This window comes from Geodermatophilus sp. SYSU D00703 (genome assembly GCF_054050155.1).
The window spans coordinates 40696-55365 of the sequence record NZ_JBJGYU010000002.1 but is presented as its reverse complement, the minus strand read 5'-3'; the positions used below and the strand labels follow the sequence as shown (position 1 = coordinate 55365).

Annotated in this window: 15 protein-coding genes; 6 read left to right on the top strand and 9 right to left on the bottom strand. The window is 73.7% G+C overall.

The window, feature by feature from the left end; genetic code table 11:
- The first annotated feature begins 29 nt into the window (after positions 1–29).
- Both ACI782_RS03775 and ACI782_RS03770 read left to right on the top strand, forming a co-directional pair.
- Positions 30–866: an SDR family oxidoreductase gene (locus ACI782_RS03775; RefSeq protein ID WP_456906239.1), complete on the top strand. Its 837-nt coding sequence runs from the start codon at positions 30–32 to the stop codon at positions 864–866.
- A gap of 34 nt (positions 867–900) precedes the next feature.
- A complete protein-coding gene (locus ACI782_RS03770) occupies positions 901–1404 on the top strand; it encodes a MarR family winged helix-turn-helix transcriptional regulator (RefSeq protein ID WP_456906237.1) in 504 nt (167 codons plus the stop codon).
- Positions 1405–1530: 126 nt separating this feature from the next.
- Here ACI782_RS03770 and ACI782_RS03765 read toward each other — a convergent pair whose 3' ends face one another.
- Both ACI782_RS03765 and ACI782_RS03760 read right to left on the bottom strand, forming a co-directional pair.
- Positions 1531–2541, bottom strand: a complete 1011-nt coding sequence (locus tag ACI782_RS03765) for an ATP-dependent DNA ligase (RefSeq protein WP_456906235.1) — start codon at positions 2539–2541, stop codon at positions 1531–1533.
- 226 nt (positions 2542–2767) lie between these two features.
- The gene (locus ACI782_RS03760; protein ID WP_456906233.1) at positions 2768–3577 is read right to left on the bottom strand and encodes a GDSL-type esterase/lipase family protein; all 810 of its coding nucleotides are present in this window, start codon (positions 3575–3577) and stop codon (positions 2768–2770) included.
- A 92-nt stretch (positions 3578–3669) separates the two neighbouring features.
- Between ACI782_RS03760 and ACI782_RS03755 the strand changes: the two genes are divergently transcribed.
- Positions 3670–4149 carry a DnaJ family domain-containing protein gene (locus tag ACI782_RS03755; RefSeq protein WP_456906231.1) on the top strand — a complete coding sequence of 160 codons (480 nt, stop codon included), beginning with the start codon at positions 3670–3672 and terminating at the stop codon, positions 4147–4149.
- A 7-nt stretch (positions 4150–4156) separates the two neighbouring features.
- Positions 4157–4348, top strand: a complete 192-nt coding sequence (locus ACI782_RS03750; RefSeq protein ID WP_456906229.1) for a hypothetical protein — start codon at positions 4157–4159, stop codon at positions 4346–4348.
- A 59-nt stretch (positions 4349–4407) separates the two neighbouring features.
- Here ACI782_RS03750 and ACI782_RS03745 read toward each other — a convergent pair whose 3' ends face one another.
- Both ACI782_RS03745 and ACI782_RS03740 read right to left on the bottom strand, forming a co-directional pair.
- Complete coding sequence (locus ACI782_RS03745; protein ID WP_456906227.1) at positions 4408–4776, bottom strand: nuclear transport factor 2 family protein; 369 nt, start codon at positions 4774–4776, stop codon at positions 4408–4410.
- Between the two features lie 18 nt (positions 4777–4794).
- Positions 4795–5184: a hypothetical protein gene (locus tag ACI782_RS03740; protein WP_456906224.1), complete on the bottom strand. Its 390-nt coding sequence runs from the start codon at positions 5182–5184 to the stop codon at positions 4795–4797.
- A gap of 198 nt (positions 5185–5382) precedes the next feature.
- Here ACI782_RS03740 and ACI782_RS03735 point away from each other — a divergent pair, with 198 nt between their 5' ends.
- Positions 5383–6165, top strand: a complete 783-nt coding sequence (locus ACI782_RS03735; RefSeq protein WP_456906222.1) for a helix-turn-helix domain-containing protein — start codon at positions 5383–5385, stop codon at positions 6163–6165.
- Between the two features lie 22 nt (positions 6166–6187).
- On the opposite strand, the gene ACI782_RS03730 is transcribed toward ACI782_RS03735, so the two are convergent.
- From ACI782_RS03730 to ACI782_RS03720, 3 genes are read right to left on the bottom strand one after another with little or no spacing between them, the layout of a single operon-like run.
- Positions 6188–7051 (bottom strand): carbon-nitrogen hydrolase family protein, encoded by an 864-nt coding sequence (locus ACI782_RS03730; RefSeq protein WP_456906220.1) that lies wholly within the window; start codon positions 7049–7051, stop codon positions 6188–6190.
- A complete protein-coding gene (locus ACI782_RS03725; protein ID WP_456906218.1) occupies positions 7048–8433 on the bottom strand; it encodes an MFS transporter in 1386 nt (461 codons plus the stop codon). Before ACI782_RS03725 ends, ACI782_RS03730 begins: the two co-directional genes overlap by 4 nt.
- Positions 8430–9302: a carbon-nitrogen hydrolase family protein gene (locus ACI782_RS03720; protein WP_456906216.1), complete on the bottom strand. Its 873-nt coding sequence runs from the start codon at positions 9300–9302 to the stop codon at positions 8430–8432. The genes ACI782_RS03725 and ACI782_RS03720 overlap by 4 nt, the downstream gene beginning before the upstream one ends.
- Before the next feature lie 135 nt (positions 9303–9437).
- Between ACI782_RS03720 and ACI782_RS03715 the strand changes: the two genes are divergently transcribed.
- Positions 9438–10487, top strand: a complete 1050-nt coding sequence (locus ACI782_RS03715) for a LacI family DNA-binding transcriptional regulator (RefSeq protein WP_456906215.1) — start codon at positions 9438–9440, stop codon at positions 10485–10487.
- Positions 10488–10598: 111 nt separating this feature from the next.
- On the opposite strand, the gene ACI782_RS03710 is transcribed toward ACI782_RS03715, so the two are convergent.
- Positions 10599–12503: a hydantoinase B/oxoprolinase family protein gene (locus tag ACI782_RS03710; RefSeq protein ID WP_456906213.1), complete on the bottom strand. Its 1905-nt coding sequence runs from the start codon at positions 12501–12503 to the stop codon at positions 10599–10601.
- The gene (locus tag ACI782_RS03705; RefSeq protein ID WP_456906211.1) at positions 12500–14578 is read right to left on the bottom strand and encodes a hydantoinase/oxoprolinase family protein; all 2079 of its coding nucleotides are present in this window, start codon (positions 14576–14578) and stop codon (positions 12500–12502) included. The genes ACI782_RS03710 and ACI782_RS03705 overlap by 4 nt, the downstream gene beginning before the upstream one ends.
- Positions 14579–14670 lie beyond the last annotated feature (92 nt).

The window sequence follows — 14670 nt, the reverse complement described above, 5'->3', positions numbered from 1 at the left end:
GGCGAATACCTCACTGCTGAGGTACCCGGGTGATCGTGGTGACGGCGGCGGGCGGACAGACCGGCACCGCCGTCGTCCGGGCCCTCCGCGCGCGGGGGTGGGACGTGCGGGCGGTGGTCTCCCGGCCGGGCCGGCGGCCGGAGCTCGCCGCGCTGGGCGCCGAGGTCGTGGTCGCCGAGCTGACCCGGCCGCGGTCCTGGGCCGGCGTCCTGGCGGGTGCCGACGCGCTGTACCTGATCTGGCCGAACTTCGACCCCGGCGAGGCCGAGGGTGCCGCGGCGCTGTTCGACGAGGCGCGGCGGGCCGGCGTCCCCCGGGTCGTCTACCACTCGGTGCTGCGGCCCCAGGCCCGGTCGATGCCGCACCACGCCGCGAAGGACCGCGCCGAGGAGGCCCTCGACGCCTCCGGCCTCGCCTGGCGGGTGCTCCAGCCCTGCGCCTACGCGCAGAACCTCGACGACCAGGTCGCCGAGGCCGCGCGCACCGGACGGCTGCGCAGCCCCTGGGGTCTGCAGCAGGCACAGTCGCTGGTCGACCTGGCCGACGTCGCCGAGGCCGCGGCGGTGCTGCTCACCGAGGACGGCCTGGACGGCGGGACGTTCGAGGCCGTGGGCCCCGAGCCGCTGACCGCGCCGCGGCTGGCCGAGTCGGTGGCCGAGCACCTGGGCCGCGCGGTGACCGCCGAGGACGTCGTCCCGGAGGGGGACGTGCCCGCCGACCACGCCGCGCGCTGCCTGCGGCTGATGTTCGACCACTACCGGGCGCACGGCTTCGTCGGCAGCCCGCGGGTGCTCACCGCCCTGCTGGGCCGCCCGCCCCGCACGTACGCCGAGCACCTGGCGTCCCTGCCCGCCCCGGATCGGTGACTGAACGGTGACGGAGCGCACTACCGTGACCGGCGTGGGGGACGCGGTCGACCTGATCCTGGCGCAGTGGGCCCGGGAGCGTCCCGACCTCGACTGCAGCCCGATGGGGATCATCGGCCGGATCTCCCAGCTGCACCGCGAGGTGTACCTGGCGCAGCGCGCGACCTTCGCCCGGCACGGCCTCGACGCGCCGTCCTTCGACGTGCTGGCCGCGCTGCGGCGTGCGGGGGAGCCCTACCAGCTCACCCCGACCGCGCTCATGCGCACCGCGCTGGTGACCTCCGGCGCGATCACCCAGCGGCTGGACCGGCTGGAGGAGAAGGGGCTGATCACCCGCGAGCGCAGCGAGGCCGACGGGCGGGCCGTCGTCGTCACGCTGACCGACGCCGGCCGCGCCGCCCTGGACGCCGCCCTGCCCGACCACCTGGAGACCGAGCGCCGGCTGCTCGGCGGGCTGTCCGACGACGACCGCGAGCAGCTCGCCGGCCTGCTGCGCCGCCTGCTGGTCGACCTGGGCCGCGTCCCCCAGCGGCCGTGACCGCCGTGACGTCGTCGGCCTACCGGCCGACACCGCGACCAGGTGCCGTCCCCCGGCAGCGCTGAGCCCTGCCGCCGCCTCGTCGCGGACTCCTCCAGGGCCCACTCCTCGACGGCACGGGACTCCTCACACCCCCGGGAGGTCCTCCGGTGTGAGGTCGGGCCGGACGCGGACGAACCGCAGCGGGTGGCGGAAGACGCCGGCCTGCAGCGCGGCGTCGGCACCGACCTCCACGACGACGTCCGGCTGCACGCGGGTGAGCGGCACCGACAGCCGTCCGCCGCCGAAGCGGCCCGTGCCGATCCGGTCCGGCCACGGGTGCTCCGGCCCGGCCGGGCGGAGGACGGCGGCCAGCTCCGCGGCCTGCTGGGGGGAGAGCGGGCTGGTGCGGCCGACCACCACCAGCTCGCCGTCCCGGTAGCGGCCGGCCACGAGCTGGCCGGGCCGCTCGATCGGGCCGATGACCCCGCCGGCGACGACCTCGGTGGTCTCCCAGGACTTGACCTTGACCCACTCCCGCCGGCCGGGTGCGTAGCGGCTGCCGGCGCCCTTGGCGACCAGCCCCTCCACGCCGGCGGGACGGAAGTCGGTGAACCACTGCTCGGCCTCGGCGCGGTCGGTGGTGGCGGGGGAGAGCTGCATCGGCGGGGCCCAGCGGGCGGCCAGCTCCTCCAGCGCCGCCCGCCGTTCCCGCAGCCGGCGACCGCGCAGGTCCGCTCCGCCGAGCGCGAGCAGGTCGAAGGCGACGTAGGAGGCGGGGGCCGCGGCGACCAGGGCGGCCATCCGGCCGGGCGCGGTGACCATCCGCCGCTGCAGCAGGCCGAAGTCCAGTCGGGACCCGTTCCAGACGACGACCTCGCCGTCCACCACCGTGCCGGTCGGCACCTGTGCCACGGCGGCGGCGACGACGTCCGGGAAGCGGGCGGTCAGGTCGCGGCCCTGCTTGGACCACAGCCGGGTGGTGCCGCCGGTGCGGACGACGACGAGGCGGTAGCCGTCCCACTTGGGCTCGTAGAGGACGCCGCCGGGCAGCGCGTCGGGCCGCGGGATGTCGCGGACGGGCTTGGCCAGCTCCACCGCGACCGGCCCGGCCAGCTCCGGCGGCACGTCGGGCAGACCGGGGACGGACAGCGGCACGTCGGTCAGCCTGGGGGCTCTCGTACCCCACCGCAGGCCGCTGAGCTGGTTGTTCACCCCTTCGTGGCAGGTCGCCACCCTCCGCGAGGGACCCGGCGGGACGCACGTGCCCACCCGCCGGGTCAAGTCACGTTCGGGTGACGGGCGGGTCAGCTGCCCTCGGTGACGAGGCGGTCGGCGAGGGTGCCCGCGAAGTCCTCGGCGACGGTGAGCTCGGCGCGCCGGCTCAGCGGTAGCCGAGGCCCCACACGTGGTCGGCGACCAGCTGGAGGCGGGCGGCGCGGCCGGCGTCGGTGAGGTGCACACCGTCCCAGGCGACGTAGCCCGGGTTCGCGGCGACGGCTCGGGACCAGGGGATGACGTGGAGGTTGGGATGGCGCTTGGCCGCCGCCTGGATCTCGGCGTTGATCTGTCGCTGGTACCGGTGGGCCGAGTGAGCGGGGTTGGTCGCGGCCACGTCGATCCAGAGCACCTGCTTGCCCTGCGCCAGCCAGAGGAAGTAGTCGATGTGCTGACTGAACTGCTGCAGCGAGACTGCGCACGGCGGCGGGTTGGGGCCCGATCCGCGGGCGTTGTCGATCTGGACCGGCCAGTAGGTGGTCTTGCGGCTGCCGCAGGAGACCAACCGACTGGCGTCGTTGGTCCCGAGGCCGAACACGACCACGCGGGACTTCGCGATGGCCTCCCGCAGGTCGTACGGGTTGGTCAGGCCCCGGCCCGGGAGGTAGGGGTGGGGCTGTGCGGCGTCCCTCGAGTGGAACCGTCCGCCCTGCAGCATGAAGGCCGTGTCAGGGGTGCTGGCTCCCCAGAACCCGTAGCAGCCGCCCTCCCGCTCGCGCAGCCACCGCGGCGCGGGAGCCCCGATCCGCTGCGCCGCGCCACAGGACTGCCAGGTGAGGGAGTCGCCGATCATGAGGACGCGCGGATTGGCCCGCGTGGTGGCTGCTGCGGCTGCCTCCTGTGGCGGGGCCAGGAACAGCGCCAGCAGGACGCCGATCAGGACCACCACGGGCAGTCGGCGGAGCGAGATGGTCACGGCAGGCTGGTCGGCAGACCCGGCCCGTCGCTTGATCGGGGGTCACCCGGTAGAGGGAGCTCGGGCCCGGCTCCGGTGTCACCCTGGAGGGGATGACGGAGCGCAAGCCGCCCGGGATGTCGTTCCAGACCTGGGTCGACCAGCAGATCACGCAGGCACAGGCCCGCGGCGCCTTCGACGACCTCGACGGCGCCGGCCGGCCGCTGCCCCGGCGGGACCGGGACCAGAGCAGCCACGAGTGGGCCCTGGAGTGGGCGCGACGGCAGTCGGCCGACCCCCGCGACCTGCTGCCGCCCGGCCTGGCGCTGCGCCGCGAGCGCGACGAGCTGCCCGGGCGGGTGGCCGGGCTGCCCTCGGAGGCCGCCGTCCGCGCTGTGGCCGACGACTTCAACGCCCGGGTCGAGGCCTTCTGGCGCCGTCCCCAGGAGAGCCGGTGGGCGCCGGTGCCCGGCCTGGCCGACGTCGAGGCGCTCGTCGCCCACTGGCAGGCCACCCGCCCGCCGCCGGCTCCTCCGGCCGAGGTCACGGCCGCGCCGCCGCGGCGTCGCCGGTGGTGGCGCCGGCGACGATGATCGTCGGATGCGCTTCGTGCTCGAGGTGGACCTGGTCGCCGGCGCCCTGGCCGGGGACGACCGGGCCGCGGAGCTGGGCCGGATCCTGCGCCGCTGGGGCGGCAGCATGAGGCAGGTGCCGCTGGAGCCGGGCGCCCGGCAGGACCTGTACGACAGCGGCTACACCGCCGTCGGCTCCTGGCGGGTCGAGGCGGACTGAGTCCGGGCGCGCGGCGAGGCCGGTGATCCCTCGAGGAGGGACCACCGGCCTCGCCGGTGTCAGGCGGCCGACGGCACGCGGTCCAGGAAGCCGAGGACGGCGCGGATCCGACCGGCGCCGTCGGTCAGCGCGACGTCGAAGCCGGCGATCGGCCCCTCCTGGCCCTCGGGGCCGAGGTGCCACGTGAAACGCACCTGGTCGTGGTGCGCGTCGGCGGGACCGGCCGAGCGGAACACGAAGCCCGGGAACTGCGCCTGGACGGCGGCGATGGTCGCCTCGATCGCGTCCCGCCCGGTGACGTCGACCAGCGGGTCGGTGTAGCGGGCGTCCTCGGTGAACAGCTCCGCGACGGCGGCGCGGCGCGCGGCCGGGTCGGTCCGGTTCCAGGCCGCGAGGTAGCGGGCGGCGAGGTCGGGCGATGCGGTCATGGGTCCTCTCCTCTCGGTTCAGCTGCGCCGCAGGCCGGCGGCCTGCAGGACGGCGAAGGCGGCGACGACGAGCGCCTGCAGCACCAGCCAGGCGGCGCCGACCGTCGTGGGGGAGCCCAGGCCGGCCAGCACGGCGACGACGCTGCCGGCGGCCCAGAGCGCGTTGGCGGCGACGACCGTGCGGACGGTGGGCGGGCCGGGGCGGGTGCCCACCAGCCACACCGCGGCGGCGAAGGCCAGCAGGAAGACCCCGGCGCCGCGCAGCCAGCCGGCGGGCAGGCCGAGCAGGCCGGCGAGGGGGCCGGCGGCCAGGAGGTAGGCCGCGCCGTTGAGCCCGGTGACGACGGCGTCGAGCCGCAGCGCCACGCGGAGCAGGGAGGCGGGAGCGGGAGCGGTGGTCGTTGTCATGGCGACCACCGTGGCGGCCCGTGTGAGGAGGGTCGATTACCTCGCAGGTAAGCGACGGGCAGACCGTCCGTCGCTAGCGTCGGCGCCGTGAGCGCACAGGGGCGCCAAGCCCGGCAGGGAGCGCCGGCGACCGAGGAGCGGAGCGCCCCGCGGGAGCGAACGGCAGGCGGGGTGACCGCCGTCCGGACGCGACCGAGCGTGGGTGAGCTGCTGCGCGACTGGCGGCAGCGCCGCCGGCTGTCCCAGCTGGATCTCGCCGGCGAGGCCGGCGTCTCCGCCCGGCACCTGAGCTTCGTGGAGACCGGCCGGGCGCGGCCGAGCCGGGAGATGGTGCTGCACCTGGCCGAGCAGCTGGAGGTCCCCTTGCGCGAGCGCAACGAGCTGCTGCTGGCGGCCGGCTTCGCCCCCGCGTACGGCCGGCGCGGCCTCGACCACCCCGACATGGCCGCGGTCACCCGGGCGCTGGACCTGGTGCTCGCCGCCTACGAGCCCAACCCCGCGCTGGTGGTCGACCGGTCGTGGGAACTGGTCATGGCCAACGCCGGCGTCGCGCTGTTCACCGACGGCGTCGCCCCGTGGCTGCTCGAGCCGCCGGCCAACGTGCTGCGGCTGAGCCTGCACCCCGAGGGCCTCGCCCCGCGGATCCTGAACCTGCCGCAGTGGCGGGCGCACGTGCTGCACCGGCTCGGCCGCGAGGCGCACCTGACCGGCGACCCGATGCTGGCGGCGCTGCACCGGGAGCTGTCCGCGCTCCCCGGCGGCACCGACCGCTCGACGCCGGACGGCATCGCCGTCCCGCTGCGGGTGCGGTCCGGCGACGGCGTGCTGAGCTTCCTGAGCACGGTCACCACGTTCGGGACCGCCGTGGACCTCACCGCCGCCGAGCTGTCCGTGGAGGCGTTCCTCCCGGCCGACGCGCCCACCGCCGAGGTGCTGCGGAACGCTCACGGCGCGGTGACCGGGTCGGTCACCGCGCCGTGAACGCGTGCGGGGAGGGACGGCGTCAGCTCGCCGCCGCGCCGGTGCGGACGATGTCCCCGTACAGCTCGGGCCGCCGCTGCTCGAGCAGCGGGTAGCGCTCGCGCATCACGTCGACGAGACCCAGGTCGAGGTCGGCGGTGACGATTCCCTCGACGTCCGAGGCCGTCGCGACGATCGTGCCCCACGGGTCGGCGACCATGGACCGGCCGACGAAGCTGATGCCGCTCACAGGCTCGGTCCCCACCTGGCCCGAGGCGACGACGAACACCTGGTTCTCGGCCGCCCGCGCACGGATGAAGAACTCCCAGTGGTCCAGTCGCGGGCTGAGGAACGCCGAGGCACAGACGATGATCCGTGCGCCCCGCAGCGTGAGCACGCGGTAGACCTCGGGGAACCTCAGGTCCGAGCACACGGTGACGCCGATGGGGCCGATCGCGGTGTCGAAGACCGGCAGGTCCTCACCGGCCGTGACCTTGTCCGACTCCCGGATGCCGCTGGTGATGTCGGTCCGGTTCGGGGCGTCGAACAGGTGCGTCTTCGTGTAGGACCCGATGACGTGCCCGTCCGGCCCGATCAGCGGGGCGAGGTTCGCCACGGTGCCGTCCGCCGAGCGGGCGTACAGGGACCCGACGATGTGCAGGCCGTGACGTCGGGCCCGCTCCGCGAGCAGGTCGGTCGCCGGGCCGGGTACCGGCTCGGCGATCTCCCGGTAGATCGTCGGGGTCGAGTAGCCGAGCCCAGTCCAGACCTCCGGCAACACGACGAGCTGCGCGCCCCGGTCCGCCGCGGCATCGATGAGCTCCAACGCCTTCTTCACGGTGCCGGCCTTGTCGTCGTCGCGCGCGGTCAACTGGACGCACGCGACCGTCAGCACGTCGCGGCTCATCGCAGCGAACCCCCGGTGCTGGCCTCGACCGGCGCGCTCCCCGGGGTACCGGTGTCCACACCGGCGTCCTCCCGGTGCACGAGGGGCGTCCGGTACGACTCGGGCAGCCGCAGGGCGACGAGGAAGACGAGGGCGGAGAGCACCGCCACGTACACGGCGGGTGCGAGGAGGCTGCCGGTGACGTCGACCAGGTACGTGCTGAACAGGGGAGCCGTTCCACCGAAGACAAGGTAGGCGGCGTTGTAGCCGATCGCGGCGCCGCTGTACCTGTTGCGGGTCGGGAACAGCTCGAGGAACACGATGCCGACCGGGCCGAAGAACAGGCCGAGCGTGATCGCCAGCAGGCTCTGACCGGCGATGGCCGAGGCCAGGGACCCGGCGCTGGCCAGGAGGAAGGCCGGCAGGGCGGCCACGGCGCTCAGCCCCGCGCCCAGGACCATCGTCGGACGGCGCCCGATGCGGTCGGACAAGAGCCCGCCGAGGGGCATCGTGACGAACGCGACGAGCAGCGCGATGCTGTTGGAGGTCAGCGCGGCGCTGGAGCCCAACCCGACGGCTTCGGCCAGGTAGGTGCTGAAGTAGCCGGTCAGCATGTAGAAGCCGAGACCGGACAGCGACGCCATCGCGAAGGCGAAGGCGAGGCTGCGCCGGTGGTTGCGCAGTACGGCGAGGATCGGTGCGCGGGAGACCCGGTGGGCGGACCTGGTGGCCTCGAAGGCCGGGGACTCATCGACCGAGAAGCGGATGTAGAGCCCGACGAGGGCCAGCACGCCGCCGAGCAGGAACGGGATCCGCCAACCCCACGACGCATAGGCGGCCTCGCTCATCTGGCTGCTGAGGAGGAGCACGAGCAGGGCGGCGAAGACGGCCGGCAGGTTGGCGAACGAGTAGGTGAACCCGACCCACAGCCCGCGTCGGTGGTCCGGCGCGTGCTCGGCCACGAGCGCGTTCGAGCCCATGGCCTCGCCGCCGGCAGACAGGCCCTGGAGGAGCCGGCAGACCAGGAGCAGCAGCGGCGCGGCGATTCCGATCTGCTCGTACGTCGGCAGCAGACCGATGGCGAGCGTCGATCCGCCCATGAGCAGGATGACCAGCGCGAGCACGCCCCGGCGCCCGAGGACGTCACCGAAGTGGCCGAAGACGACTCCACCGAGAGGACGCATCACGAAGCCGACGGCGTACACACCGAAGGTCGCCAGCAGCGAGGCCACCCGGTCTTCGGAGGGGAAGAACAGCGTCGCGATGATGCTGGCGGCGTAGGCGTAGACGACGAAGTCGTACCACTCCACGAACTGCCCGATGGCCGCCGAGGTGACGACCTTCCGCCGTCCGGCTCGGCGCGCCGCGTCGGGCACGGCGCGGGTGTCAGCAGGGGAGTTCACCGGGTTTCCTCCGATTCAGGGGTGCGGGGGGATGCAGCAGGGTGGGGGAGTGCGATCTCGCTGTGTGGAGCGGTCACCCGATAGCGGCGGTGTGCCAGCGACGGAACGGTCTGCCGTACGTCACGGAGGTGTGCGGGGTCGAGGCTGTGGACGGCGATGCCCTCGCGCGTCGGGCACGTGGCCGCCACCAGGCCGAACGGGTCGATGACCGTGCTCAGCCCGACCGACGCCGGTGGCGGCTGGTTCGAGGCGAGGACGTAGCACGTGTTCTCGATCGCCCGCGCCCGCAGCAGCGTCTCCCAGTGCATCTCCTTGTGCGGACCGGCGACCCAGGCGCTGCTGACCACGAGGACGTCGGCGCCCCGGTCCACCAGTGCCCGAGCCATCTCCGGGAAGCGCAGGTCGTAGCAGTTCAGCAGGCCGATGGTGAACTCGCCAATGGGGACCACGCACAGTTCGGTGCCGTCAGGGGTGAGGCTGCCGGCGCTGACCTTCTCGGACTCACGCCAGGCGAAGGCGTCGTAGAGGTGCAGCTTGTCGTAGGAGCCCTGCGGCCGGCCGTCGGCGCCGACGACCACCATGCGGTTGAAGGGCTGCGCCCCCGGTCGTGGCGCGAACACCCCTGCCACCAGGGTGACCGCGTGCCGGGCGGCCGCGGCCCCGAGGCCGGCGGTGAAGGCGGCGACGTCTCGCTGCGCGGCTTCCACCAGCTCAGGGGCCGGTACGTCCCACGCGTACATCGACGCCTCGGGGAACACGACGAGGTCGGCGCCCTGCGCGGCGGCTTCGGCGGTCAACTCCTCGACGCGCCGCAAATTCTTCTCCGCGTCCGGCCCGGCGAGGAACTGGGCCACTGCGACCGTGAGCATGCGATCCGACGCGTCCATCCATCTCCCATCAAAGCGTTTTGACCAATCGATTTGACGGCTACCTTCACCCGTGAGATGCCTCACGTCAAGAGGCGTCCGGCAATCTGCAGCACGCGGCAGGATGACCCTGTGTCCGTGCCCGACGACCACTCCGAACCGCCCGGTGAGCGCCCGGCCAAGGTGACCATCAGCGACGTCGCTGCTCGGGCCGGCGTCTCGATCAGCACCGTCTCGCACGCGCTGTCCGGCAAGCGGCCCATCTCCGCGGCCACGCGTGCCCGGGTCCAGGAGGCGATCGCTGCCCTGGGATACGGGGCGAACCCCGCCGCCCGTTCCCTGCGGACCGGCCGGTCGGGGCTCGTCGGCCTCATCTTGCGCCCCCGCGACGCGGTCCACGGGTCGCTGCGCGGCACGCAGACGTTCACCCGGCTCTCGGGCGCCATCGCCACCGCCGTCCTGGACCGTGGCATGGGTCTCGTACACGTGCCGGACATCTTCGATCCGACGGCCTCCCGCGTGCCCATGGACGGGTGCATCGTCGCGCACCCCTACGGCCGCGACGAGGTGCTCGCCGAGTTGCTGAGGCGCGGGGTCCCGGTGGTCACCGTGGAAGAGGACCCCGACCGCCCGGACTACCCGTGGGCGGTGACCCTGGACTACGGCACGACGCTCAGGGAGTTGTTGGACCGCGTGCACGCCGAGGGGGCCCGGCGGATCGCCCTGGTGACGGGGACGGAGGACAACGCCTGGAACCGGCGGGCCCGGGAGATCTACCTCGCCTGGACCGGCGCGCGCGGGATCACGCCGCGGCACCACACCCTGTACGAGGGGTCCGGCATGGAGGGCGCCGAGGAGTTCATCCGTCCGTTGCTCACCGGGCAGGACCCGCCGGACGCCGTCATCACGGGACCCAGCACGTTCGCGGCCGGGGTCGCCCACGTCGCGGGCGCGCTGGGCCTGTCCATCCCGGGCGATCTGATGCTGGCGGCGCTGACCGACAGCGAGTTCAGCAGGGGAGGCGTCCCCCCGATCACCGCCGTCGACCTCGTACTCGAGGACCTCGCCCGGCACGCGGTGGCACTCATGCTGGACAGGATGGACGGCGGGGCGACACCGGACCGGCCGCAGGTCCTGCAGCCGGTGCTGCACTGGCGGGCGTCGACCATGCGGTCGGGCGGCACCTGACCTCCCGGGAAGCTCGTGCTCTGCCCACCGGAGTGGGCAGAGCACGAGCACTCCCGAGACGACCACGGCGCGGAGACCGGGCCGGTCTCCGCGCCGTGGTCGCCGGCGAGCTCAGAGGACGTCGAACTCGTTGAACGCCGCGCCGCCGGAGAGCATCGCGTAGCCCGGGCCGCGGTCGAAGAACGGCTCGTCGCCGGTGCGGGCCGCCCGCCTCTGCGCACGCAGCGCCGACGTCGCGGCCTCGTCGGCGGTCCCGTCCTCGCGGACCACCACGCCGTAGTCCCCGCGGGCGCCGTCCACCGACACCTTCCGCCAGGCGATGTCCCGCAGGACCTCGTCCACCGGCCGGTCCAGCGGGTCACCCCAGCCGCCGCCGCCCGTCGTCCGGATGCGGACGACCGTGCCGGCCTCCAGCGGCTCGGCGTCGGCGAGCGCGTCGACGTCGTGCTCGTCGGGACCACCCGGGTCGACGGTGATCTGGAACGGCCGCCCGGCCTTGCCGCCCTTCACTCCCCAGCAGGACAGGATCGAGCGGTCGGCGATCGACATGAAGTGCGCGTCGCGGAGCACCCGGATGTGCTTCTCGTAGCCGCAGCCGCCCCGGTACCGCCCCGGGCCGCCGGAGTCGATGGCCAGGCCGAGCCGCTCCACCCGCAGTGGGAAGCGGCCCTCGGTGAACTCGGTGGGCAGGTTCCGCGAGTCCGGGACGACGTGGATGGTGTCCTCGCCGTCGGCGTAGTACCGCCCGCCCGAGCCGCCGCCGAGCACCTCGCGCATGAGGTAGGGCTGCCCGTCGGCGTCGGTGCCGTAGACGCCGGTGTAGCGGATCGTCTCCTGGTCGGCGGGCATCCGGCCGCCGGTGGCCTTGGCCAGCACCCCGGCGAGGACGCCGAGCAGCCGCAGGATGACGAACGTCCGGGCGTTGGTGGGCGCCGGGAAGATCGGCGTGAGCAGCGTGCCCTTCTCCGGGAAGCGCATCTCGATCAGCGGGACGACGCCCTCGTTGACGTCGAGCTCGGCCATCCGCTCCGGCGTCTCGGCCAGGTTGCGCAGGATCGGCGCGAGCCACTTCTTGAGGAAGTTGCCGTCGGCGTAGTCACCGCAGTGGTTGATGGGGCCCTTGGCCTGTGGGCCGGTGCCGGAGAAGTCGATGACCAGGGGGACGTCGGCGCTCGAGTCCATGGTCAGCGTGATCCGCTGGCGGTGGAGCTTGGGCTCCTCGACGCCGTCGTGCTCGGCGTAGTCCTCCCAGACGTAGGTGCCGTCGGGGATCTGGGACAGGATCTCCCGCCGGTAGACCTCGGTGGAGTTGGCCAGGATCGCGTCGAAGCACGCCTCGACCGCCTCCACGCCGTACCGGTCGAACAGCTCGCCGAGCCGCCGGGCGCCGGCCAGGCAGGCCGAGCACTCCGCGTCGAGGTCGGCGGCCAGCGAGTCCGGCATCCGGGAGTTGCGCGTCATGATCTTCAGTGCGCTCTCGTTGGGCACGCCGCGGTCCCACAGCTTGATCGGGGGGACCATCAGGCCCTCCTCGTACACGCTGGTCGCCGCCGACGGCATCGACCCGGGCACCGCGCCGCCGATGTCGTCGTGGTGGCCGAACGCCTGGATGAACGCGACGACCTCCTCCTCGCCGTCCACGTGCGCGAAGACCGGCACGGTGACGCACAGGTCGGGCAGGTGCCCGATGCCGCCCTCGGACCGGTAGACGTCGTTGTGGAAGAAGACGTCGCCCACGTGCATCGTCTCGATCGGGTAGTCGCGCACCACCGGGTGCACGAGTGCCGAGTACGAGCGCCCGGTCAGCTTGCGCAGCTTCCGGTCGTGGATGCCGGCGCGGAAGTCGTGCGCGTCGCGGATCATCGGCGAGCGCGAGGTGCGCCCGATGGAGGTCTCGACCTCCTTCTCGATCGCGGCCAGCGTGCCGGCGACGATCTCGACGAGGACCGGGTCGGCGGCGACCTTGGGCTGGGTGGGAGACGACTCGGCCAGGGTGCCGCTGGGGAAGGTCGTCACTGGCCGGTCTCCTTGGTGAGCAGCAGGTTGCCGTGGGCGTCGACGGTGGCGGCGAAGCCGGGGTGCACCGGCACGGTGGAGCCGAACTCCTCGATGATCGCCGGTCCGCGGACGACGTCGCCGGGCCCGAGGTCGGGCCGGTCGTAGGTCGGGGTGTCGACCCAGTCGTCGAAGAACACCCGGCGGGTGCCCGTGACGGCCCGGTCCGTCCCGCCGTCCTTCGGCGCCAGCTCCACCACGTCCGGACGGCGGATCGGGCCGATCCCGCTCACCCGCAGGTTGACCCACTCGACGGCCTGGCGCGGGTCGTCGGCGAAGTCGTAGCCGTAGAGCTGCCGGTGCACGGCGTGGAAGGCCTGGGCGACCTCCTCGGCGGCCGCGGCGTCCAGCTCGCCGTCGGTGACCGGCACCCGCACCTCGAACGCCTGGCCCACGTAGCGCAGGTCGGCGCTGCGCTGCATGCGCTGCTGGTCGCGGGCGAAGCCCTCGCCGTCGAGCGCGACCTGAGCCTGGCCCTCCAGGTCGGCGTACACCGCGCGGACCCGGTCCAGGTCGAGGTCGGCGTGCTTGGAGACCACCGTCTGCACGTAGTCGTTGCGGACGTCGACGGTGAGCAGGCCGAAGGCGCTCACGTTGCCCGGGTTCGGCGGGACGAGCGTCCGGGGCAGCCCGAGGATGTCCATCAGCCGGCAGGCCAGCAGCGAGCCGGAGCCGCCGAACGTGGTCAGCGTGAAGTCGCGGACGTCGAGGCCGCGGGCCACGGTCACCTGGCGCAGCGCGTTGGCCTGGTTCCAGGCGGAGATCTCGAGGATGCCGGTGGCGGTGCGCTCGAGGTCCATGTCCAGCTCCGCGCCCAGGGCGGTCAGGCCCTTGCGCGCCGCCTCGACGCTCAGCGGGATCTCGCCGCCCAGCAGGTGCGGGGGGATCCGGCCGAGGACGACGTGCGCGTCGGTGACGGTCGGCTGCTCGCCGCCGGAGGGGTAGCACATGGGGCCGGGGTCCGCGCCGGCCGACTTCGGCCCGACCTTGAGCGTGCCCTCGGGGGACAGCCAGGCGATGGAGCCGCCGCCGGCGCCGACGGTGACGACGTCGATCATCGGGATCTTGGACGGGTAGTCGCCGACCGAGCCCTCGGTGGTGAGCGTGGGCTCGCCGTCGATGACCACGGTGACGTCGGTGGAGGTGCCGCCGCCGTCGCAGGTGAGCACCCGGTCGAAGCCGGCGGTGCCCGCGATGAGCGCGGCGCCCAGCGCACCGGCCGCCGGGCCGGAGAGCATCGTGGTGATCGGCTGGTGCACGACCTCCTGCGCGGACAGCACGCCGCCGTTGCTCTTCATCACGTAGAACGGCACGCCGGGCGCGATCTCGTCGAGCCGGGTGCGGATGTTGGTGACGTAGGCGCCGACCTTGGGCTTCACCGCGGCGTCGACCAGCGTGGTCACCGAGCGCTCGTACTCGCGGTACTCGCGCAGCACCTCGCTCGACAGCGAGACGACGGCGTCCGGGTGCTCTTCACGGAGGATCTCCAGCATGCGGCGCTCGTGCGCGTCGTTCGCGTAGGCGTGCAGGAAGCAGACGCCGACCGTGCCGATGCCGGCGTCCTTGAAGAAGCGGGCGGCCGCGCGGGCGTCGTCCTCGTCGAACGGGCGCACCTCCTCGCCGCGGTGGTCGAGCCGCCCTCGCACGGTGCGCACCAGGTCGGCCGGGACGATCCGCGGCGGCTTGACCCAGAAGTAGCTGTTGCCGTACCCGTCAGGCACCGACTGGCGGGCGATCTCGAGCACCGACTCGTAACCCTCGGTGGTGATGAACCCGATCCGGTCGAGCTTGCCCTCGAGCAGCTGGTTGGTCGCGACGGTCGTCCCGTGGCTGACCGCCGTGACCGCGTCGCCGGGCAGGTCCAGCAGGCCGAGCACCTTGCGGACGCCGGTGAGGAAGCCCTCGGCGGGGTCGGCGGGGGTGGACGGCGTCTTGGTGGTGGTGGTCTGCCCGGTCTCCTCGTCCACCGCGACGACGTCGGTGAACGTCCCCCCGGTGTCGATGCCGATGCGGACCCGGCGGGGTGGCGCGCTCATGGACGGATACCTTAGCGCTGAGATACCGCGCGGCGGAAGGTGCTGCCCGAGATCACGCGGAGCAGCGCCCGTCCGGTCCGGGGGCCCGCCGT

Excerpts from the sequence above, each read along its gene's own strand:
- ACI782_RS03755 (WP_456906231.1), top strand. The coding sequence starts at position 3,670 with ATGACGGAGCGCAAGCCGCCCGGGATGTCGTTCCAGACCTGGGTCGAC.
- ACI782_RS03750 (WP_456906229.1), top strand. The coding sequence starts at position 4,157 with ATGCGCTTCGTGCTCGAGGTGGACCTGGTCGCCGGCGCCCTGGCCGGG.
- ACI782_RS03745 (WP_456906227.1), bottom strand. The coding sequence starts at position 4,776 with ATGACCGCATCGCCCGACCTCGCCGCCCGCTACCTCGCGGCCTGGAAC.
- ACI782_RS03740 (WP_456906224.1), bottom strand. The coding sequence starts at position 5,184 with ATGACAACGACCACCGCTCCCGCTCCCGCCTCCCTGCTCCGCGTGGCG.
- ACI782_RS03730 (WP_456906220.1), bottom strand. The coding sequence starts at position 7,051 with ATGAGCCGCGACGTGCTGACGGTCGCGTGCGTCCAGTTGACCGCGCGC.
- ACI782_RS03720 (WP_456906216.1), bottom strand. The coding sequence starts at position 9,302 with ATGCTCACGGTCGCAGTGGCCCAGTTCCTCGCCGGGCCGGACGCGGAG.
- ACI782_RS03705 (WP_456906211.1), bottom strand. The coding sequence starts at position 14,578 with ATGAGCGCGCCACCCCGCCGGGTCCGCATCGGCATCGACACCGGGGGG.